This is a genomic window from Hyphomicrobiales bacterium, assembly GCA_002869065.1.
Lineage (GTDB): Bacteria > Pseudomonadota > Alphaproteobacteria > Rhizobiales > Rhodobiaceae > Rhodobium.
This window is the reverse complement of record PKTR01000002.1, coordinates 740,609-761,301: the sequence shown is the minus strand read 5'-3', so window position 1 is coordinate 761,301 and position 20,693 is coordinate 740,609. Positions and strand designations below refer to the sequence as shown.

The 20,693-nt window shown below is 64.8% G+C and carries 18 protein-coding genes and 1 tRNA gene; 12 read left to right on the top strand and 7 right to left on the bottom strand.

Going from position 1 to position 20,693, the window contains the following annotated elements; translation table 11 throughout:
* Window positions 1–84: 84 nt before the first annotated feature.
* Window positions 85–1,695, bottom strand: coding sequence for an RNA helicase (locus tag C0606_07305; GenBank protein ID PLX38042.1), 1,611 nt, complete (start codon window positions 1,693–1,695; stop codon window positions 85–87).
* A gap of 644 nt (window positions 1,696–2,339) precedes the next feature.
* Here C0606_07305 and C0606_07300 point away from each other — a divergent pair.
* From C0606_07300 to C0606_07290, 3 genes are all read left to right on the top strand, one after another.
* Window positions 2,340–3,452: a DNA polymerase III subunit beta gene (locus C0606_07300; GenBank protein PLX38041.1), complete on the top strand. Its 1,113-nt coding sequence runs from the start codon at window positions 2,340–2,342 to the stop codon at window positions 3,450–3,452.
* A gap of 22 nt (window positions 3,453–3,474) precedes the next feature.
* Window positions 3,475–4,641, top strand: coding sequence for a DNA replication/repair protein RecF (locus C0606_07295; GenBank protein PLX38040.1), 1,167 nt, complete (start codon window positions 3,475–3,477; stop codon window positions 4,639–4,641).
* Between the two features lie 129 nt (window positions 4,642–4,770).
* Window positions 4,771–5,664: an EamA family transporter gene (locus tag C0606_07290; protein ID PLX38732.1), complete on the top strand. Its 894-nt coding sequence runs from the start codon at window positions 4,771–4,773 to the stop codon at window positions 5,662–5,664.
* 1 nt (window position 5,665) lies between these two features.
* Here C0606_07290 and C0606_07285 read toward each other — a convergent pair whose 3' ends face one another.
* A complete protein-coding gene (locus C0606_07285; GenBank protein PLX38039.1) occupies window positions 5,666–6,256 on the bottom strand; it encodes an NAD(P)H-dependent oxidoreductase in 591 nt (196 codons plus the stop codon).
* A complete protein-coding gene (locus C0606_07280) occupies window positions 6,237–7,217 on the bottom strand; it encodes a D-cysteine desulfhydrase family protein (protein ID PLX38038.1) in 981 nt (326 codons plus the stop codon). The genes C0606_07285 and C0606_07280 overlap by 20 nt, the downstream gene beginning before the upstream one ends.
* Before the next feature lie 256 nt (window positions 7,218–7,473).
* On the opposite strand from C0606_07280, the gene gyrB reads away from it, so the two are divergent.
* The 4 genes from gyrB to C0606_07260 all read left to right on the top strand — a co-directional run bounded on the left by gyrB (window position 7,474) and on the right by C0606_07260 (window position 12,294).
* Window positions 7,474–9,912 carry a DNA topoisomerase (ATP-hydrolyzing) subunit B gene (gene gyrB, locus C0606_07275; GenBank protein ID PLX38037.1) on the top strand — a complete coding sequence of 813 codons (2,439 nt, stop codon included), beginning with the start codon at window positions 7,474–7,476 and terminating at the stop codon, window positions 9,910–9,912.
* Between the two features lie 215 nt (window positions 9,913–10,127).
* Entirely contained in the window at window positions 10,128–10,682 is a 555-nt protein-coding gene (locus tag C0606_07270) for a hypothetical protein (protein PLX38036.1), read from the top strand.
* 329 nt (window positions 10,683–11,011) lie between these two features.
* A complete protein-coding gene (locus C0606_07265; protein PLX38035.1) occupies window positions 11,012–11,767 on the top strand; it encodes a hypothetical protein in 756 nt (251 codons plus the stop codon).
* 125 nt (window positions 11,768–11,892) lie between these two features.
* On the top strand, window positions 11,893–12,294 hold the full coding sequence (locus tag C0606_07260; protein ID PLX38034.1) for an alkylhydroperoxidase: 402 nt from the start codon (window positions 11,893–11,895) through the stop codon (window positions 12,292–12,294).
* Between the two features lie 78 nt (window positions 12,295–12,372).
* Here the strand turns inward: C0606_07260 and C0606_07255 are convergent, their stop codons facing one another.
* The 3 genes from C0606_07255 to C0606_07245 all read right to left on the bottom strand — a co-directional run bounded on the left by C0606_07255 (window position 12,373) and on the right by C0606_07245 (window position 14,477).
* Window positions 12,373–13,548, bottom strand: coding sequence for a hypothetical protein (locus C0606_07255; protein PLX38033.1), 1,176 nt, complete (start codon window positions 13,546–13,548; stop codon window positions 12,373–12,375).
* Between the two features lie 327 nt (window positions 13,549–13,875).
* Window positions 13,876–13,951 (bottom strand) — tRNA-Ala (locus C0606_07250).
* A gap of 106 nt (window positions 13,952–14,057) precedes the next feature.
* Window positions 14,058–14,477: a TIGR02300 family protein gene (locus C0606_07245; protein ID PLX38032.1), complete on the bottom strand. Its 420-nt coding sequence runs from the start codon at window positions 14,475–14,477 to the stop codon at window positions 14,058–14,060.
* Between the two features lie 206 nt (window positions 14,478–14,683).
* Between C0606_07245 and aroA the strand changes: the two genes are divergently transcribed.
* The 5 genes from aroA to C0606_07220 all read left to right on the top strand — a co-directional run bounded on the left by aroA (window position 14,684) and on the right by C0606_07220 (window position 19,715).
* Complete coding sequence (gene aroA, locus C0606_07240; GenBank protein PLX38031.1) at window positions 14,684–16,048, top strand: 3-phosphoshikimate 1-carboxyvinyltransferase; 1,365 nt, start codon at window positions 14,684–14,686, stop codon at window positions 16,046–16,048.
* Entirely contained in the window at window positions 16,045–16,674 is a 630-nt protein-coding gene (locus C0606_07235; protein ID PLX38030.1) for a (d)CMP kinase, read from the top strand. The genes aroA and C0606_07235 overlap by 4 nt, the downstream gene beginning before the upstream one ends.
* A gap of 300 nt (window positions 16,675–16,974) precedes the next feature.
* On the top strand, window positions 16,975–18,672 hold the full coding sequence (locus C0606_07230; protein PLX38029.1) for a 30S ribosomal protein S1: 1,698 nt from the start codon (window positions 16,975–16,977) through the stop codon (window positions 18,670–18,672).
* A gap of 202 nt (window positions 18,673–18,874) precedes the next feature.
* Window positions 18,875–19,255 carry a hypothetical protein gene (locus C0606_07225; protein PLX38028.1) on the top strand — a complete coding sequence of 127 codons (381 nt, stop codon included), beginning with the start codon at window positions 18,875–18,877 and terminating at the stop codon, window positions 19,253–19,255.
* A gap of 91 nt (window positions 19,256–19,346) precedes the next feature.
* Window positions 19,347–19,715, top strand: a complete 369-nt coding sequence (locus C0606_07220; GenBank protein PLX38027.1) for a hypothetical protein — start codon at window positions 19,347–19,349, stop codon at window positions 19,713–19,715.
* 63 nt (window positions 19,716–19,778) lie between these two features.
* Here C0606_07220 and C0606_07215 read toward each other — a convergent pair whose 3' ends face one another.
* A complete protein-coding gene (locus C0606_07215; protein PLX38026.1) occupies window positions 19,779–20,633 on the bottom strand; it encodes a universal stress protein UspA in 855 nt (284 codons plus the stop codon).
* Window positions 20,634–20,693: the final 60 nt, after the last annotated feature.

The following is a 20,693-nucleotide window of genomic DNA, read 5'->3' as shown; positions in this document are numbered from 1 at the left end:
TCGCCGGCAGGCAATTCGACAAATGAAAACGCCGGACCCCATCTGGGATCCGGCGTTTTTTGTTTCCATTGGGCTGGTGCGCAGTTATGCGCCGAGCTGTTCCCGGCGCGGACGGCGCTGACCGGATTTCGCCTGGGCCTGGCCCTCGAACGAGCGGCGAGACTTGTCGCCGCCAGTCTTCTTGCCGCGCCACTGGCCGCCCTCGGCCTTCTTGCCCTTGCTCCACGATCGGCCGCGATCGCCGCGATCGCCGCCATTGCCGCCATTGCCGCTCTGATCGTCGCGGCGGGCCTCCTGCCGGTAATCCGTGCGGGCGCGGGCCTCACCCTCGACCTTCTTGCCCTTGCTCCACGGCCGGCCACGATCGCCGCCATTGCCGGCCTGATCGTCGCGACGGCGCTCCGAGCGGCCGCCCGCTTCGCCCTCGGCCTTGCGGTCGGGACGCGACGAGCGCTCGGAGGAGGAGCGGCTCCGCTGGCCCTGGTTCGGTTTGCCGAATTTGCCCGATTTGCCGTTCGAGCGATTGCCCCGTCCGCGGCGGTTGTTGGCGACCTCTTCGATGCCCTCGGGCATCTCGCCGCCGGCATGCCTGACCTTGATGCCGATCAGCCGTTCGATACCGCGCAGCAGGTGCACTTCGTCGTCGCTGCAAAAGCTGATCGCCTCACCCTCGGCGCCGGCGCGCGCTGTGCGGCCGATGCGGTGGACGTAGCTTTCCGAGACTTCCGGCAGATCGAAATTGTAGACGTGGCTGACGCCGGGAATGTCGATGCCGCGCGCGGCGACGTCGGTCGCCACCAGCACCCGCGCCTCGCCGTTGCGGAATGCGCGGATCGCCCGCTCGCGCTGGCCCTGGCTCTTGTTGCCGTGCACCGAGACCGCGTCGAAGCCCGAGGCGACCAGGTGCGTCATCAGCTTTTCCGCGCCGTGCTTGGTGCGGGCAAAGACCAGCGACAGGTGGTCCGGATCCTTGCCAAGCAGTTCCTTCAACAGCGTCGCCTTGCCGCGACGGTGGACGAAATGCACCGACTGTTCGACGCGATCGGCAGTCTTGCCGGGAGTGGCACATTCGACGCGTTGCGGGTCGCTCAGGAAATCCTGCGCGAGCTGTTCGATCGCCTTCGGCATGGTCGCCGAGAACAACAGCGTCTGGCGCGGCGTACCGACGGCGCGCGCAATCTTGCGCAGCGAATGAATGAAGCCGAGATCGAGCATCTGGTCGGCCTCGTCGAGCACCAGATGGCGGGTGTTGTCGATATGCAGCGCGCGGCGTTCGATCAGGTCGATCAGCCGGCCCGGCGTGGCGACCAGAATGTCGGTGCCGTGCTGCAGGTCGCGGATCTGATTGTGGATCGAGGCGCCGCCGACCACCTTGCGCACGCGCAGCCGCATCCCCTTGGAGAAGTCGCGCAGGCTGTCGGCGATCTGGTTGGTCAGTTCGCGTGTCGGCGACAGGATCAGCGCGCGCACGCCGCGCGGTCCCGGCCGGGTGTTTTCTTCAACCAGCTGCTGGATCAGCGGCAGGCCGAACGCCGCCGTCTTGCCGGTGCCCGTCTGGGCAAGGCCCATCAGGTCGTGACCGTCGAGAACGATCGGAATGGAGGCCTTCTGGATCGGCGTCGGGGTTTCGTAGCCGAGCGCGCTGAGCGAGCGGAGAAGGGTATTGGAGAGGCCAAGGGCCTGAAATTCGTTCAAAAGAGTGTCCTTTGTGGTCGTGCGCCGCCGGTCTTTGGGCCAAAGACGCAACAAAAAGGCAATGCGGCTGGCAATTGGCCGGCCGGCATCGCAACGGTGGTGTCGATCGTGAGGCAACGCGCGGCTATTCCGCATGTTGGCTTCGATCGTCAGAACCCCGCGTGAAATGGGAACTGGGATGAGTTCGGGCGCCGCCAGCGCCGGTTCGCCCACAAGGCGCCATTGGCGCGCGGGCGACTATGAGTAGGTCAGCGGTCAGCCGGCCTTGTTCGGGGATAATGCCGAGCTTCGATCCGGGCGACAACGCGTCCTGCACCGGGTCGTTCGAAATGGTGATGGGCCGGGAGGGGCCCGCATTTGCGAAGCAAGGATGCGCGACTGCTCACGCGGCAGCCGAGAAACGTATGCGCTGCATATCGACGTTCGCGGCTGCGAAGTCAAGCGGCAAAGTCGGCATGGGCGCTATGCAAAGCTGTTTGCCAGTTGTGGGTTTTGCCGCGTGCCTCTTGCATATTGGCGGCTTTGGAGGCAGGTTTCGTCTTCCGCCCTCGGCGGCCATTTCCCGTATCGGCAGTCGGGTCGGCTCCCTGAGGTCGGGAGACTGTTTGTTTGTGAAATAGACCAACCCGACGGATACCAATCCCATGAAAGCGACACTCGAGCGGGCCCAGCTTCTGAAGTCCCTTGCCCACGTTCATCGTGTCGTCGAGCGGCGCAACACCATTCCGATCCTGTCGAATGTGCTGATGCGCGCCGAAGGCAACGATCTGCGCCTGAAGGCGACCGACCTCGATCTCGAGATCTCCGAAAGCGTGCCGGCGCTGATCGAGCAGGCCGGCGCGACCACGGTGCCCGCGCACACGCTCTATGACATCGTCCGCAAGCTGCCCGAGGGGTCGGAAGTGGCGCTGGAAGCCAGCGACAACGTTCTGACCATCCGCGCCGGGCGCTCGCGCTTTTCGCTGCAGATGCTGCCGGAATCCGATTTCCCCGATCTCACCGTCGGCGATTTCACCCACAGCTTCGAAGTACCGGCGGACGACATCAAGCGTCTCATCGACCGCACCCAGTTCGCGATTTCGACGGAAGAGACTCGTTATTACCTGAACGGCATCTATTTCCACGCCGTCGACGGCGGCGAGCGGCCGATGCTGCGTGCGGTCGCGACCGACGGCCACCGTCTCGCCCAGGCCGAGATCCCGGCACCGTCCGGCGCCAACGGCATGCCCGGCATCATCGTGCCGCGAAAGGCGGTCGGCGAGATCCAGAAGCTGGTCGAGAATATTGACGGCACCGTCGGCATCGAGCTGTCGGACACCAAGATCCGCCTCACCATGGACGGCGTGGTGCTGACCTCCAAGCTGATTGACGGCACCTTCCCGGACTACACGCGCGTCATCCCGCAGGGCAACGACAAGATGCTCACCGTTGATTGCGACGTGTTCAAGGACGCCGTCGACCGCGTGTCGACGATCTCCAGCGAACGCGGCCGTGCGGTCAAGCTGCAGCTGGCCGAGAACACGCTGGTGCTGACCGTCAACAATCCGGATTCGGGCAGCGCAACGGAAGAGGTCGCGGTCGAATACGAGGCCGATCCGCTCGATATCGGCTTCAACTCGCGCTACCTGCTCGACATCATGGCCCAGCTCGATTCCGGCACCGCGGTGTTCCGCCTCGCCGATCCGGGTTCGCCGACGCTGGTGCAGGATATCGGCGATCCGAACGCGCTGTTCGTGCTGATGCCGATGCGGGTCTGATCCCGGCAACGGGATCGGAACCATGGATGACACCGGACCGGACCGCGACGTCGTCAGGGTTCGCCTTCAAGCGCTCAAGCTGACCGACTTCCGCAATTATGCGCGCCTGTCGCTGACGCTCGACGGGCGCCACGTCGTGCTCGCCGGCGAGAACGGTGCGGGCAAGACCAACATCCTCGAAGCGATCTCCTTCCTGTCGCCCGGCCGAGGCCTGCGCCGCGCGCGCCTCGAAGACGCTGTCCGCGAGGGCGGTGGCGGCGGCTGGGCGGTCGCCGCAACCCTCGATGCCGACGGCGACGAGGTGACCCTCGGCACCGGGCTTGTTGCCGAAAACGGCATCGCCGAGCGTTCCCGCCGTATCCGCATCGACGGCACCCCGGCGCGCACCTCCGACGACCTTCTCGATCATGTCCGCGTGCTGTGGCTGACCCCGGCGATGGACGGTCTTTTCACCGGCTCGTCGGGCGACCGCCGCCGCTTCCTCGACCGGCTGGTGCTGGCCATTGACCGCGAACACGGCAGTCGCGTCGTCGCCTTCGAAAAGGCCATGCGCGAACGCAACCGCCTGTTCGAGGAGGGCCGCAACGAGGTCGCCTGGTTCGACGGGCTCGAAGCGCAGATGGCCGAGCTCGGCGTCGCCATCGCCGCCGCCCGCGCCGAGCTGGTGGCGAGCTTCAACCGGCTGATCGCCGGTCATGCCGATCCGTCCTCCGCTTTCCCCCATGCCGATCTCGCGCTTCAGGGCACGCTCGAGGAGGAAATCGCCGCGGCTCCTGCCGTCGATGTCGAGGATGCCTATCGAAGCCGGCTCGCCGAACACCGCTATCGCGACCGCGCCGCGCGCCGCGCGCTCGAAGGTCCGCACCGCAGCGACCTTGCCGTCGTGCACGGGCGGAAGGGCATGGCGGCGGGCCGCTGTTCGACCGGCGAGCAGAAGGCGCTGCTGCTCGGCCTCGTGCTTGCCCATGCCCGCCTCGTCGACGAACTGACCGGCCGCACGCCGTTGCTGCTGCTCGACGAGGTCGCCGCCCATCTCGACGAACACCGCCGGGCAGGGCTCTTCGAAGTGCTCGACCGGCTGCAGGTGCAGGCCTGGATGACCGGCACCGACGCGGCCCTGTTCGCCGCGCTCGACGGCCGCGCGCAGTTCCTCAAGGTGCATGAAGGCTCGGTCGAACCGGCCGCCTGACGCCCGACTTCGCGACTCCAACCGCCGCGACGAAAAAGGCGCGTGCTCGCACTTCCCGTTTGCAGTATGAGAAGCCCTTCGCCGACGCTGCCGGAACGCGGCGCGGGCGGCTCCTTTTCGCTGGGCAGGATCATGGAATACCAACTCGCCGCGCTGGCGGCCGCCACCTGCTGGGCCCTCACCGGCATGATCTCGACCGGTCCTGCCGGCCACCTCGGTGCCATTGCCTTCAACCGCCTGCGCATGGCGATGGTCTTCGTGCTGCTCGCCGGCGTGACGATCGTCTCAGGCAGTTGGGCAACGATCACCGGAAACGAAATGTTGCCGATCCTGGCCTCCGGCTTCGTCGGCATCTTCCTCGGCGATACCGCGCTGTTCCTGACATTGAACCGGCTCGGCCCGCGCCGCACCGGCATCCTCTTTGCCATGAACGCGCCGATGTCGACCGTGCTTGGCTGGATCTTCCTCGGCGAGGCGCTGCCGTTGCAGACCGTGACCGGCATCGTCACAGCGATCGCCGGCGTCGTGCTCGCCATCGTCTTTGGCAAGCGCCGCTCGCAGCTTCACCAGTGGGAGAACATCCAGGGTCCGCTCTGGGTCGGCGTTCTGCTCGGCCTTGCCGCGGCGCTCTCCCAGTCCGTCGGCTCGCTGATCGCCCGGCCCGTGATGGCGGCCGGCGCCGACCCGATTGCCGTCTCGGCGCTTCGCGTCGGCGTCGCCGTCATCGGCCTCTCATTGCTGATGCAGTTGCCCGTCAAACGCTTCCACCAGCGCAATCCGCTCACCTGGTCGGTCGCGCGCACGGTGGCGATATCGGGCTTCATCGGCATGGGCGTCGGCATGACGCTGCTGCTGTTTGCGCTGTCGGGCGGCGAGGTCGGCATCATCGCGACGCTGTCGGCGACGACACCGGCGATCATCCTGCCGCTTTTGTGGTGGCGCACCGGCGAGCGTCCCGCGCTCGGCGCCTGGTTCGGCGCAGCGCTCGTCGTCATCGGCACCGCGCTGATCTTCCTCGAGTGAGTCACTCATCGCAGGCGGATTGCTCGCCCGGAAGCGCGCTGACGAAGACGGAAAGCTTGTCCCGCAGCATGCCCTCGATCTCGGGATGATGCAGCAGCGCGGCGACCTCGTCCGGCGTTTTTCCTATGAGGGGAACGGTTGCGAAGGCCTCGTCCACGAGGGCCACCTTGATCGTGGTCAGCACCTCGCGGAGTGCCGCAAGTGCCACATCGCCGCGGTGTGAGGCGTGCAGCAACATGCCGGGCTTCTCTGGTATTTCGCTGCGTGAGACGAGCCAGTCGAGGGCGTTTTTCAGGCCGCCGGGAATGCCGTGGGCATATTCGGGACTGGAAAAAATCAGGCCGTCCGCCTTTTCGACCAGCGCAGCGAACGCAAGCACGGATGTCGGCGTCAGGTCGCCTTCGCGGTCCGGACTGAAGATTGGCAAGGCGCCGATACCCTCGAAGACATCAACGGTCACGGCCTCAGGCGCAAGCTCGGCAAGCCGGCGCAACAAGGCGGTGTTGGTCGACAATTGCCGCACGCTGCCCGACAGCGCCAGCAGTCGCAAGGAGCGCCCCGCCGGGCGCTGTTCAGACAAGCTTGTCGCCATAGGCGAACAGCGCCGGAGCGCCACCTGTATGCCAGAACAGAACCCGGTCGTTGGGGCCGAACCGGCCGTTGCGCACCAGCGCGACGAGACCGCCGAAGGCACGGCCCGTGTAGACCGGATCGACGAGGATGCCCTCGCTGCGGGCCAGCAGGTTGATCGCTTCCTTTTCCAGATCGCCGACGACGCCATAGCCCTCGCCGATGAAGCTGTCGTCGAGGATCACATCGCCCGGCGCGATCGTTTCGGAAAAGCCGTAGTCGGCGGCGACGTCGACGCTCAAATGATGGATGAAGCCGGCAAGGCTCTCCTCGTCGCGCGGCGCATCCTTGTCGATGCCGATGCCGATGATTTCCGCCTCGATGCCGAACGCCCGTGCGCCGACGATCATGCCCGCATGCGTTCCGCCCGAGGACGAGGCAAAGACGACATGGGTCGGTGCCGGCAGACCGGCCTCGATCTGGCCGCGCAATTCGCCCATCGCGGCGACGAAGCCGCGCGCGCCGACCGCGTTCGATCCGCCATAGGGGATGATGTAGGGATTGCGGCCCTCGTTGCGCAGCATTTCGGCCAGTGCCGGGATCGTCTCGCCCTTGCGCATCGGTCCGGCCCAATGCAGCGTCGCGCCGAGCACCTCGTCGAGCAGCAGATTGCCTTCTGACCTGTCCGGCGCCTCGCCGCCGAGCACCAGATGGCAGTGCAGGCCCGTCGCGGCAGCCGCCGCCGCCGTCTGCCGGCAATGGTTCGACTGCATCGCTCCGCCGGTGATCACCGTATCGCAGCCCTGATCGATCGCCTCGCCGACAAGGAATTCGAGCTTGCGGGTCTTGTTGCCGCCAAGCGCAAGGCCGGTCTGGTCGTCGCGCTTGATGAACAGTTTCGGCCCGCCGAGCACCCGCGACAGGCGCGTCAGATCGGTGACCGGTGTCGGGAAGAAACCAAGTGCGGTGCGTGGAAAGGACATGGCAAGCTCGCTCGTGAAGGTGGCGAAGAGGGCGACCGGCGCAAGTGTGCCAGATGACGGCGAAGCGGCAAAGCCGTGCCGTTCCGCTCCGTCCGGTTTACGATGCCGCCGTGCCGCGTTTTAGAGGCCCTTTTCGGAGAGCCTTCGAATGGCCGTTTTCCACGGATTTCCTAAGCTTTCGGCGGCAATCATTGAACCGGCTCGCAAACCCCGTATAACGGGTAGACGACCCATTCCAACGCGGTGACTGATTCGCATGGACGAAACCGAAAACACGGGCAACGGAAACGGTGCCGAGGATTACGGCGCGCAATCGATCAAGGTCCTGAAGGGCCTCGACGCGGTACGCAAGCGCCCCGGCATGTATATCGGCGACACCGATGACGGATCCGGCCTGCATCACATGGTCTACGAGGTGGTCGACAACGCCATCGACGAGGCGCTCGCCGGTTATGCCGACGAGGTGATGGTGAGGCTGAATCCGGACGGCTCGGTGACCGTGTCCGATAATGGCCGCGGCATTCCGACCGACATCCACGAGGGTGAGGGCATCTCGGCCGCCGAGGTCATCATGACCCAGCTCCATGCCGGCGGTAAGTTCGACCAGAATTCCTACAAGGTCTCCGGCGGTCTGCACGGCGTCGGCGTGTCGGTGGTGAACGCGCTGTCGACGACGCTCGACCTGACCATCTGGCGAAGCGGCAAGGAACATTCCATGCGCTTCCGCCATGGTGTTGCCGAGGCGCCGCTCGCCGTCGTTGGCGAGGCGCAGGGGCGTTCGGGCACCCAGGTGACCTTCGTGCCGAGCCCGGAAACCTTCACCATGATCGAGTTCGACTACTCGACGCTGGAGCACCGGCTGCGCGAGCTCGCCTTCCTCAATTCCGGTGTCCGCATCGTGTTGATCGACCGTCGCGGCGTCGAGGAAAAGCGCGAGGAAATGGTCTATGAGGGCGGTCTGGAAGCCTTCGTGCGCTTCCTCGATCGCGCCAAGAAGCCGCTCATTGAGGCGCCGGTCCCGGTCAAGGTCGAGCGCGACGGCATCACCGTCGAGGCCGCGTTGTGGTGGAACGAATCCTACCACGAGAACGTGCTCTGCTTTACCAACAACATCCCGCAGCGTGACGGCGGTACCCATCTGGCCGGGTTCCGCGGCGCGCTGACCCGTCAGGTCACGTCCTACGCGGAACGCGCCGGCATCGCCAAGCGCGAGAAAGTCTCGCTGTCGGGTGAGGACTGCCGCGAGGGCCTGACCTGCGTTCTGTCCGTCAAGGTGCCCGACCCGAAATTCTCCTCGCAAACCAAGGACAAGCTGGTCTCCTCCGAGGTCCGCCCGGTTGTCGAAAGCGTCGTCAACGAAACGCTCGCCACCTGGTTCGAGGAAAACCCCGTTCCGGCGAAGTCGATTGTCGGCAAGGTGGTTGAGGCAGCCGCTGCCCGCGAAGCGGCCCGCAAGGCGCGCGAACTGACGCGCCGAAAGAGCGCGCTCGACGTCGCCTCGCTGCCCGGCAAGCTCGCCGACTGCCAGGAGCGCGACCCCTCCAAGGCCGAATTGTTCATCGTCGAGGGCGACTCGGCCGGCGGTTCCGCCAAGCAGGGCCGCGACCGCGGTTTCCAGGCGGTGTTACCGCTACGCGGCAAGATCCTCAACGTGGAACGCGCCCGCTTCGACAAGATGCTGTCGAGCCAGGAAATCGGCACGCTGATCACCGCGCTCGGCACCGGTATCGGCAAGGAAGAGTTCGCCGTCGACAAGACGCGCTACCACAAGATCATCATCATGACGGACGCTGACGTCGACGGCGCCCATATCCGCACCCTCCTTTTGACCTTCTTCTTCCGCCAGATGCCGGAACTGATCGAGCGCGGCTATCTCTATATCGCCCAGCCGCCGCTCTATAAGGTCAAGCGCGGCTCGTCCGAGCAGTATCTGAAGGACCAGCGCGCGCTGGAGGATTACCTCATCGACGGCGGTGTCGATGAAGCGGTGCTGACGCTGGCGAGCGGCGAGTCGCGCGCCGGCCCGGATCTGCGCACAACGGTTGAGGAAGCCCGCCAGATCCAGTCCGTGCTGGAAGGCCTGCACCCGCGCTACAACCGCGATGTGGTCGAGCAGGCCGCGATCGCCGGCGCCCTGACCGAAGTGGTCCTGACCAACGGCGAAAAGGCGACCGAGGCGGCTGCCTATATCGCCCGGCGGCTCGACATTCTGGCGGACGAAACCGAGCGCGGCTGGGAAGGCCACGCGCTCGAGGATGGCACCCTCGTGTTCGAGCGCATCGTGCGCGGCGTCAAGGAAGCCGCGATGATCGATCCGGCCCTGCTGTCGTCTGCGGATGCCCGCAAGCTCAGCAGCCATTCCGAGCACCTGCGCGAGGTCTACGGAAAGGCCGCGACCCTGCGCCGGCGCGACGTCGAGACCGTCATCCGCGGCCCGCGCGCGCTGATGGAAGCGGTGTTCCTGGTCGGCTCCAAGGGCATTTCCATGCAGCGCTACAAGGGTCTTGGCGAAATGAACCCCGACCAGCTGTGGGAAACGACCCTCGACCCGAAGGTCCGCTCGCTTCTGCAGGTGAAGATCCGCGAGGCCGACGATGCCGACGACATCTTCGCCAAGCTGATGGGCGACGACGTCGAACCGCGCCGCGATTTCATCCAGTCGAACGCGCTCTCGGTCGCCAATCTGGACATCTGACCCTCGTCGACGCGGCTGTTCCAATCCTATCCGTTGGACGATCGGCCGCGGTCGCGCGTCGAATTTGTTGCATATCCATCACGATTGCCGCCAATACGGGGCCGTAAAGCGCTGTTAACCATGCCTGCCTTACAACAGCCATGATGCAAGTATGCTAGACAGGGGCGGGAAGGCTGGAGGGAACATCTGTTCCCACCAATGAGGACTTTGGGGATATGCGGCGTTCTATTCTGATCATTCTGTCTTGTGGCCTGGCGCTTGGCGCCTGTTCGCGCCTGGGTTTCGACTCGCGCTCCTATGTGAGCCCGCTGCCCGCCGCGCCGACGACGCCCGTGCAGTCCTCGCAGCTTGCGCCCGTTGACCTGACCAATGGCCAGGATGCCGAGCAGCCGATGACCGATCCGCTGGCCGATGGCGAACAGCCGCCGGTCGACGGCGAGGCCCAGGTTGCCGCCGCCCAGCCGATGGCCGAGCCCGCCTCGAGCGTCGAAGTCGGCCGTACCGACCTGCTCGGCGGCTGGACCGTCGCGTCGGGCTCGGACAGCTGCCAGCTCTTCATGACGCTGACCACCTGGACCGGCGGCTATCGCGCCACCACGCGCGGTTGTGGGTCGGACACGTTGAAGAACGTCGCGGCCTGGGATCTGAACGGCAAGCAGGTCATCCTGAAGGATGGCGGCGGTGCCAATGTCGCGCTGCTCTACGGCACGGCGTCGGAGAAGTTCAACGGCCAGACCACTGTCGGCCAGCCGATCTCCATTTTCCGCTAAAACGAACTCGCCAAAGGCGCGCGGGGCTTTAGCCGTCGCGACATATAGGTCGTGAGCGGCACACGTTTGCCCGCCTGAAAGCAAGCGTCACCGTCGGCTGTTTCCCCGCCCGAAACGAACGATTCCGCCCGTCACCGCGTCTGCGCGGTGCGGTTGTGCGTGGCATTTTTCCGACTTTTCTCGACTGCGCCATTCCGCCTGTCTAAAGCGACAAGTTGTCCCGACGGCTTTTCGCACTATTGCGGTTAGCATTCATGCGAAGGAAACGCCGGGAGACGGTCGCAGAACCGACAAAAAGAATGGGCAAATACGATCCCCTACGCCGCCATATGAGCGAGCTCTCCGATCTGGAATGGACCGCCGGTTTCGATGAGATCGGCGAAATTCTCGGCAAGGCGCTGCCGCCGAGTGCCTCCGAACACCGAACGTGGTGGGCCAATCACGGTGGCCAGATGGTGCATCAGCAGGCCTGGCTCGACGCCGGCTGGCGGGTCGAGAATGTCGATCTGTCGCGCCGACAGGTCGTGTTCCGCCGCATGCGGCTTGGTCGCCATGTCGGCGGCTGGAGCGTGCCGGGCAACGGCGCCAACGATCATCGTCCCAATGACGGCCTGTCGGTGGAATTGCGCAAGGCGGTGGAACAGAGCCGCCAGCCGGCCTCGGTTTCGATTCGCGTCGACTGGACCGATGTCGGCGTCGCCCGGCGCACCGAGCACGGCTGGGCGCTGCCGCAGGCACCGGAAGGGCCGGCGCTCTGCCGCATCCATACCGTGTGCGATGAAAAACACACCGCGACCATCGCCGTGGTGCGCGATCTGCCGGAATTTCTCGCCACCGTGTTCGCCGAATGTCGGGCGGGCAAGGTCGCGCCGGGGGTTGCCGCCGTGTGCGAGCGCCTCGGTGCGGCGCGCTACGTCGCCATCGATGCGGTGCTGCCCGGTCAGGCCTGGATCGTCGTCGACGGGCGCGGTTCCAGGGCCAGCCTCGACAATGCGATAGAGCGGGCAATGGTTGAACGCTCCGTGGCCATGGTCGCGCGCAATGCCGGCATCGCGGTGACGCGATTGAAGGCCGAGATCGCCTGATCCGCCAAGCGACAGCGAGCGTCGATCTGCTACAGTCGGCGGACCGCAATTCTTTGCCGATGCCACCGGCGATCGCCCCGCGCGATCGGTTTCCTTTCCCGGCACGGCGTTCAAGGGAGATTTCCATGGCGACAGTCACTTTGATCAGCGACGCCGAGGCCGGGCCGGAGGTCAAGGCCGTCTTTGACGACATCCGCGCCACACGCAACACCGATTACGTCAACAATTTCTGGCGCGCGATCGCCCATGACCCGAAGCTGCTGAAACGCACCTGGGAAAGCATCAAGGAAGTGATGGCGCCGGGCGCGCTCGATCCGCTGGTCAAGGAGATGATCTATGTCGCGGTGTCGGCGACGACCGGCTGCGAATATTGCATTCACTCGCACACGGCCGCCGCCCGCGCCAAGGGCATGAGCGAAGCCCAGCTGATGGAACTGCTCGCCGTCGTCGGTCTGGCCAACGAGACCAATAAGCTGGTCACCGGCATGCAGGTTCCCGTCGACGATCGCTTCAAGGTCGGCGAATAGCGCTCACTGCATTCCGCGGATCGAGGCACGGAAAACGCGGCGGGCAAATGTCCGCCGCGCCGTGTCGTTGCGGCCGTATCAGACCAGAAAGTCGCCGGCGTCGAGCTGGCTCGGTGTCACGCCGACCAGGACGATCTCGTCGCTGCCCAGATCGACGACCGCGTAGCCTGCCGGGTTCGCACGGATGGTGACATCGGAGAAGTTCGCAAGGCCTGAATAGGGCCGCAGGTCGATCGTATCGACATTCGGCGTGAAGTCGACGATGCGGTCCCTGTCGAAGCCGTCGTCGAAGACGAAGCGGTCGGCGCCGAAATTGCCGAGCAACCGGTCATTGCCGGGGCCGCCAGTCAGGACATCGTTGCCGCCACCGCCCTTGAGCGTGTCGTAGCCCTGATTGCCGAACAGCTTGTCGGCCTGGCCGCCGCCCAGGAGCACATCGCGGCCAATACGGCCATACAGCACATCATTGTAGACGCCGCCGTTCAGAGTGTCGGCGCCGTAGCCGCCGTTCAGCGTGTCGCGACCGACCTCGCCGAACAGAACGTCATTGCCGTATTCACCGAAAATCTTGTCGGATCCGGAACCGCCCCTGATCAGATCGCCGCCGGCGCGGCCGGCGACATGATCATCGCCGCCATGGGCGAAGAGGGCGTCTTGCCCGGCGGTACCGGTAACCCAGGTCGAGGCGTTGCTCGCGTGATAGATCTCGACGGTGCTCAGCGTCAGGCCGCTGTACTGTTCGGCGAAATACTCCACGCCCCAGTAATAGCGTTCCATGTCGTCGACCACGAGGTCGGACATCAGCGAACCGGTCGTCGTGTAGCCGTTATAGGTCGCGCCGCCCGAATATTCGTCGAAATTGCCGAGCATGTGGCCGACTTCGTGGGCCGCGATCTGGTCCTGGTAGGACGCGTCCCAACTGGTCGAGGTATACCAGGTCGTCATGTTGGTGCGGCCATAGCCGTCAACCACGGTCACCACCTGATGGGCGCCGCTGTTGACCCAATCCATGTCGAACTTGACCTCGTACATCCGCTTGCCGTCGGCGAAGCAGACATTGTTGTTCCAGATGGAATTCGCGCCGTTCAGCCAGACCGAGGCGAGAGTGCCGGGATCGTCGCCGACAAGATCAACCTTCAGCTTGATGTTGAAGGCCTGTCCGCCGAATTGCAGATCGTATCTAACATTCCACGCATACCCGCCGTCGGCACGGTCTTCGTAGTAGCTGACCGTTGTGGATGGGAACGTCGTCATGATGACCTCCCTTTCCGGATTATTTCTGAATGTTACCTCCAAATTGCGGCATCAGAATGAAATCCGGCTAAGGAAATGCGCCATGCCATTTCGCGGCAAGGCCGCCTGTTGGGCGCTTCCGGCCCTCCGCGTCGGGGGCTGCGAACGGACCAGCCGCCGAAACGGCGAAGGAGGCTGTCGACAGTACGATTCGAGCGACGCCATGGGCGTCGGCGGCGGCGGGTGACGCCACGGTTCGCGCCGGACATGCCCCGCGACGGTTTCGACCGGGCAACAAAAAAGCCGCCTTGCGGCGGCTTGTTCGTTTCAGCGGATGCTGAAGAAACCTGGTGGAGCCAAGGGGAGTCGAACCCCTGACCTCTTGAATGCCATTCAAGCGCTCTCCCAACTGAGCTATGGCCCCATCGGTTTCCGCCGCCGGGTTCATCCGGCAGCGCGGGCGGAAATTATGCGGCGCGCGCGAGATAATCAAGAGGCGCCGACAAAAAAATTCCCGACCGGCTTCGCAGTCAGCTTTCGTCGTCGTCCTTGACGTAGACGATCAGGTCGGAAACGTCGTCTCCGTCCTCGTCGTCGTCCTCGAGGAACGTGTCGTCGTCATCGTCGTCTTCGATGTCGTCGCCGCCGTCGATATCGGAAAACTCCTCGTCATCGACAGTGTCGTCGTCACCGCCCGACGCTTCCTCATCCGCTTCTTCCAGCGAGATCAGGTTTTCGTCGGCCTCGTCCTCATCGTCCTCTTCGGGCTCGGCGGCCTTCGCAGGCGCGGCCTTGGCCGGGCTCGCCTTGGCCTCCGTCCGCGTCGGTGCGACGGTAAGCTCGAAGATCGTGCCGCATTTCGGGCACGTGATGGGAGTGCGGTTCAAGTCGTAATATTTGGCGCCGCAACTGGGGCAATGCCGCTTGGTGCCGAGTTCCGGTTTCGTCACGGGTCTAGCCTCATCGATCTGAAATTGGCGCCCGTGATTAGACCTTGAGTCGGCGCATGTCAAAAGCAAATCCGCACATATGAACGGAGTTTTTCCCCATATCCTCGCTTTCCGCCCCGATTTGGCCGCCGTTGCGGCGTGACGGGACCCCTTCGTCATGATAGGGAGAGCGCTTTCGCGAACCCCTCCGCCTGCGGATATCGAACATGACCGAGTTGACCCTGCGGCCCCTCAGCGCTCACCAAAGCGCGGCCCTTTCGGGCCGTATCGCCGTCCCCGGTGACAAGTCCATCTCACACCGCAGCCTGATCCTGGCGACGCTGGCCGTCGGCGAAAGCACCGTCTCCGGCCTGCTCGAATCCGAGGACGTGCTGAACACCGCCGCCGCCATGCAGGCGATGGGCGCCGCCGTGCGCCGCGACGACGAGGGTATCTGGCATGTCGGCGGCGTCGGCGTCGGTTCGCTGCTCGAACCCGAGGCGCCGCTCGACTTCGGCAATGCCGGCACCGGCGTGCGCCTCGTCATGGGCATGGTCGCCTCGCACCCGATCGCCGCCATGATGATCGGCGACGCCTCGCTGTCGCGCCGGCCGATGGGCCGTGTGCTCGATCCGCTGCGCCAGTTCGGTGCCGAGGTGATCGCCCGCTCCGGCGACCGCCTGCCGCTGGCGCTGCGCGGCCCCGCGACGCCGGCGCCGATCAGCTACCGCGTTCCGGTGCCGTCCGCCCAGGTGAAATCCGCCGTGCTGCTCGCCGGCCTGAACACCCCCGGCATCACCACCGTGATCGAGCCGGTGCCGACCCGCGATCACACCGAGCGCATGCTGACCGGCTTCGGCGCGTCGCTCGATATGTCGATCGACAACGAGGGCGCCCGCGTCATCCGCCTGCATGGCCGCCCGGAACTGAAACCGCAGGCGATGGTCGTGCCGGCCGATCCGAGCTCGGCGGCGTTTGCCATCGTCGCCGCCACCATCGTGCCGGGCTCCGAGGTCGTCGTCGAAAACGTCATGCTGAACCCGACCCGGACCGGCCTGTTCCAGACGCTCGCAGAAATGGGTGCCGACCTCACCTTCGAAAACACCCGCGAGGAGGGTGGCGAGGAAGTCGCCGACATTCGCGTGCGCTCAGCCAGGCTGAAGGGCGTCACCGTGCCGCCATCGCGCGCGCCCTCGATGATCGACGAGTATCCGGTGCTCGCCGTTGCAGCCGCCTGCGCGGAAGGCTCGACGGTGATGGAAGGGCTCGCCGAATTGCGGGTCAAGGAATCCGACCGCCTTGCCGCCGTCTCCGCCGGCCTCGCCGCCAACGGCATCGAGCACGAAGCCGGCGCCGATAGTCTCGTCGTTCATGGCCGCAAGAGCCCGATCGGCGGCGGCACCGTCGAGACCCATCTCGACCACCGCATCGCCATGAGCTTCCTCGTGCTGGGTCTCGTTGCCGACAAGCCGGTGACCGTCGACGATGTGGCGATCATCGCGACGAGCTTCCCCGGCTTCATCGATCTGATGCGCGGTCTTGGCGCGGACCTGCGGGAAGGGGCCGACTTGGCGGAAGGGGAGAGCGCATGATTATTGCGATCGACGGCCCTGCGGCGTCGGGCAAGGGCACGCTCGCCCGCCGTATCGCCGAACATTACGGCCTGCGCCATCTCGACACCGGGCTGCTCTATCGCGGCACGGCGGCAGCGCTCATCAAGGCCGGCAGGCCGGTCGATGATGAAAATGCCGCCGAACAGGCTGCCCGCGAGCTGGACGTTACCGGCTTCGACCGCGTCGCCCTTGCCGACCACGAGGTCGGCGAAGCGGCCTCGAAAGTGGCTGCAATGCCGAAGGTGCGCGCCATGCTACTGCAGCGTCAGCGCGACTTCGCCGCCGAGCCGCCGGGCGCCGTTCTCGACGGCCGCGACATCGGCACCGTGGTCTGTCCCGATGCCGATGTGAAGCTCTTCGTGGTCGCCTCGGCCGAGGTGCGCGCGCGCCGCCGTACCGACGAAATGATCGGTCGCGGCAAGGCGGCGGACTACGACACGATCCTCGAAGATCTGAAGCGTCGCGACGAGCGCGACACCGGGCGGGCCGTCGCGCCGCTGAAACCCGCGGAAGATGCCCTCTTGCTCGATACCAGCGAGTTCGATATAGAAACCGCGTTCCGTGCCGCAGTCGATCTGATCGACGGGGCTCGAAACGGCGAATAAGGGGCGGTCTTCCGACACGCCCCGTTTGGCGTTCACTTTGCCTGGTCCTCGAAAGCCGGTTTTGGCCGCGAGGAAGGTACGGACAGCATTCAGGAAGGATTTCGGTCCACCACGCATTCGCTCCTGTTTCAGGCGCGGATCGGGGCCGGGTCAGACCAGACACAGGAGTGTCGGCCCATCGGTTCGCACGCGCCGGCCCGTCTATCTAAGACGGTCGTTCCGCACTGGAACCGAAACGATGGATCGGCCAACGAGACACAAGCGTCGGCGCAGTAGGAGCGAGATGCTCCAGGAGTTTAAATGACTGAACTGAACCCCACCCGCGAGGATTTTGCCGCTCTTCTCGAAGAGTCCCTCGCCGATACCGAGATGTATGAAGGCTCCGTGGTCAAGGGCACGGTTGTCGGCATTGAAAAGGACCTGGCCGTCATCGACGTCGGCCTCAAGGTCGAAGGCCGCGTGCAGCTGAAGGAATTCGGCGCACCGGGTCGCGAAAGCGGCCTCAAGATCGGCGACGAAGTCGAGGTTTACCTCGAGCGCATCGAAAACGCGCTCGGTGAAGCCGTGCTGTCGCGCGACAAGGCGCGCCGCGAGGAAAGCTGGATCCGTCTCGAGAAGGCCTTCGAGGCCAACGAGAAGGTCACCGGCCATATCTTCAACCAGGTCAAGGGTGGTTTCACCGTCGACCTCGACGGCGCCGTGGCCTTCCTGCCGCGCTCCCAGGTCGATATCCGTCCGGTTCGCGACGTCGGCCCGCTGATGCACACCCCGCAGCCGTTCCAGATCCTCAAGATGGACAAGCGCCGCGGCAACATCGTCGTTTCGCGCCGTGTGGTTCTCGAGGAGAGCCGTGCCGAGCAGCGCCAGGAACTGGTCCAGAGCCTCGAAGAGGGTCAGGTCATCGAAGGCGTGGTCAAGAACATCACCGATTACGGTGCGTTCGTCGACCTCGGCGGCATCGACGGTCTGCTGCACGTCACCGACATCGCGTGGCGCCGCATCAACCATCCGAGCGAGGTTCTCGCCATCGGCCAGACGGTCAAGGTGCAGATCATCCGCGTCAACCAGGAAACCCACCGTATCTCGCTCGGCATGAAGCAGCTCGAGGCGGATCCGTGGGATGGCATCGAAGCCAAGTACCCGGTCGACGCCCGCTTCACCGGTCGCGTGACCAACATCACCGATTACGGTGCGTTCGTTGAGCTGGAGCCGGGCATCGAAGGCCTGATCCACATCTCCGAGATGTCCTGGACGAAGAAGAACGTCCATCCGGGCAAGATCGTTTCGACCAGCCAGGAAGTCGAGGTCATGATCCTCGAGGTCGATCCGGTCAAGCGCCGCATCTCGCTCGGCCTCAAGCAGTGCCTCGACAATCCGTGGGATGTCTTCGCCGACAAGTACCCGGTGGGTACCGTGGTCGAGGGCGAGGTCAAGAACAAGACCGAGTTCGGTCTGTTCATCGGCCTCGACGGCGATGTCGACGGCATGGTTCACCTGTCGGATCTCGACTGGAACCGTCCCGGCGAACAGGTCATCGACGAGTACCGCAAGGGCGACATGGTCAAGGCTCAGGTCCTCGACGTCGACGTCTCCAAGGAACGCATCTCGCTCGGCATCAAGCAGCTTGGCGGCGATCCGTTCGCCGACGCCAGCGGTGAAGTCCGCCGCGGCGCGGTGGTGACCTGCGAAGTCACCGAGGTCAAGGAGAACGGCCTTGAGGTCAAGGTCGCCGGTTCCGATCTGTCGGCCTTCATCCGCCGCTCCGATCTGGCCCGCGACCGTGCCGAACAGCGCCCCGAGCGTTTCGCCGTCGGCGAGAAGTTCGACGCCCGCGTCACCCAGTTCGACAAGAAGAACCGCAAGCTGTCGGTGTCGATCAAGGCGCTGGAAATGGCTGAGGAAAAGGAAGCGATCGCGCAGTACGGCTCGACCGACTCCGGTGCCTCGCTCGGCGACATCCTTGGTGCCGCCCTCAAGGCGCGCGAAGACGACGAGTAAGCCTCGCTTGCTTCTTCACGCGGCGCTCCGGCACCGCAACGAGACACGGAAAGGGCCCGCTCACGCGGGCCCTTTTTGTTTGTGCCGACGGGGAGGCTACCAGCGGCCGCGCCTGCACCCGAAGATGTCTGTCCAATCAACTTGAAATTGTGCTCGGTTTCGCCGACAAGGATCAGCGTGTCCCAAGGCAGGCGGATCGGCAATGGCGCGCGAACAACTACAAGAGCATATGGTCTTAGGCGTAACGTACAGGTGGGAGGATCAGACCGACCTGTTCCACCAGATAGTACCCGTGCTCGACTTCCTCGCTCCTGTGAGCTTCGTCGTCACTTTCGTCGTCACCGTCGTCGTCCAGTTTATCGTGTTCACTCGCTGCTATTCCCCTCCGACGGTGGAAGAAAGAGAACGGTTTTCACGACGCGAGTTACAGCTACGCGCGCGCCGCCGTTTCTTCGACACTTTCTCTTCCGAAAAAATGACGGTGTTGCGCAGGATTACGTATGCCTGTTGGGCTGCGTCGTTCCTGTTGTTCGGCTCGCAATTTGTGTTCATCGCGCTGTTCGGCGTGCCGTCGACACCCTGAAACGATCCGGTACGAGGCCTTGGAACACCCGTTTGAAATTGCGTTTGGTTTTCCTGAGGGCGTCCGCGCTTGGAGTGCAGGCGGATCGGCAATGACGCGTGAGGAATTCCACGAGCATCTGGTCTACGCGACGGCGTACAGGTGGGAGGATCAGTCCGACCTGTTCAACATCGTTATGCCCGTGCTGTTTTTCTTCACTTGTGCGTGCATCGTTGTCACGATCATCGTTCAGGCGATCGTGATTTTTCGCGTTGGCCCCTTCCCAACTGCTGAGGAAAGGGAGCGCTACTCGTGGACGCAGAGATACGTCCGCGGGGTTCTCAAATGGGAGCGCGCGCTGATGTCCAGGGAATTGCGGCCGATACTCAAGGTCTTGGCTTTCTGCTGGGCAGCGACAGCTCTGTCGTTTGGTGCCACGGTGGCTTTCATGTCCATGGTTGGTGTGCCGTCGACGCAATAAGCATCGCGCAACCAGCCGGAGCGGTTGGCGCTGCAAAAACCCTCGAAAAGAAACGGAAATCCCTCAGCGCACCAGAAGGATCGGCAGCTTGCACGAGCGGATCATGTCCGACGTGGTCGAGCCGATGATCAGGTTGCGGATGCGCGAGTGCCCGTAGGCGCCCATCACCACCATGTCGATCGAGCGCTCCTCGATAATGCCGGTAAAGGCGGTTTCCGGCTTGCCGGCCGCGACGACGATGTCGACCTCGAAGCCGCCGCCGCCAAGCGTCGCCTTGGCGTTTTCTAGCGCCTTGCGGACGCCTGCGGTCTCCGAGCCGGCAAAGCCGAGCGTGATCGGCAGGCCGGCCAGCACCCCGCTGCGCGCCACATAGTCGACCGCCTTCATCGAGGATTGCCCGCCGTCGAAGGCGAGCAGAACCCGCTCGGCCGGCTTGAACTCGCGGTTGGCGACGAAGACCGGCTTGTGGCTTGAGCGGATGACCCGCTCCAGATGCGAGCCGAGATCGGGCTTCGCCTCGCCCATCGTCTCGCCGCGCTTGCCGACGACGATCAGGTCGCCGGTGTCTTCCTTTGCCTGCAGGCTGTCGATCAGATCGCCCTGGCGCAGCCGGGTTTCGACCCGCACCCCTTCGGCCTCGACGATCGCCCTGGCGTCCTCGAGGATGGCGCGGCCCTGCGCCTGCGCCAGTTTCGCGCGTCTGGCATCGAGCTCGCTCAGCTCCTCCAGCAGATGCGAACGGGCGCCGAGCTCGATCGCGCCGCTCAGATCCTGTCGGTCGCTGCCTTCAGCGCGCCCGAGCACGTGATAGATCTTGACCGTGGCCTCGGCCCGTTTCGCGATCCACGCCGCGTAGTGGCACACGCTCTCGGAATATTTCGAGCCGTCCACAAAGGCGATCAGGGTGCCGGTTGTCATAGGTGCCTCCCAAGGCAGGGTCCGCGTGGGCCGGTCGCACGAAGCGCCCCGGCGCCGCGA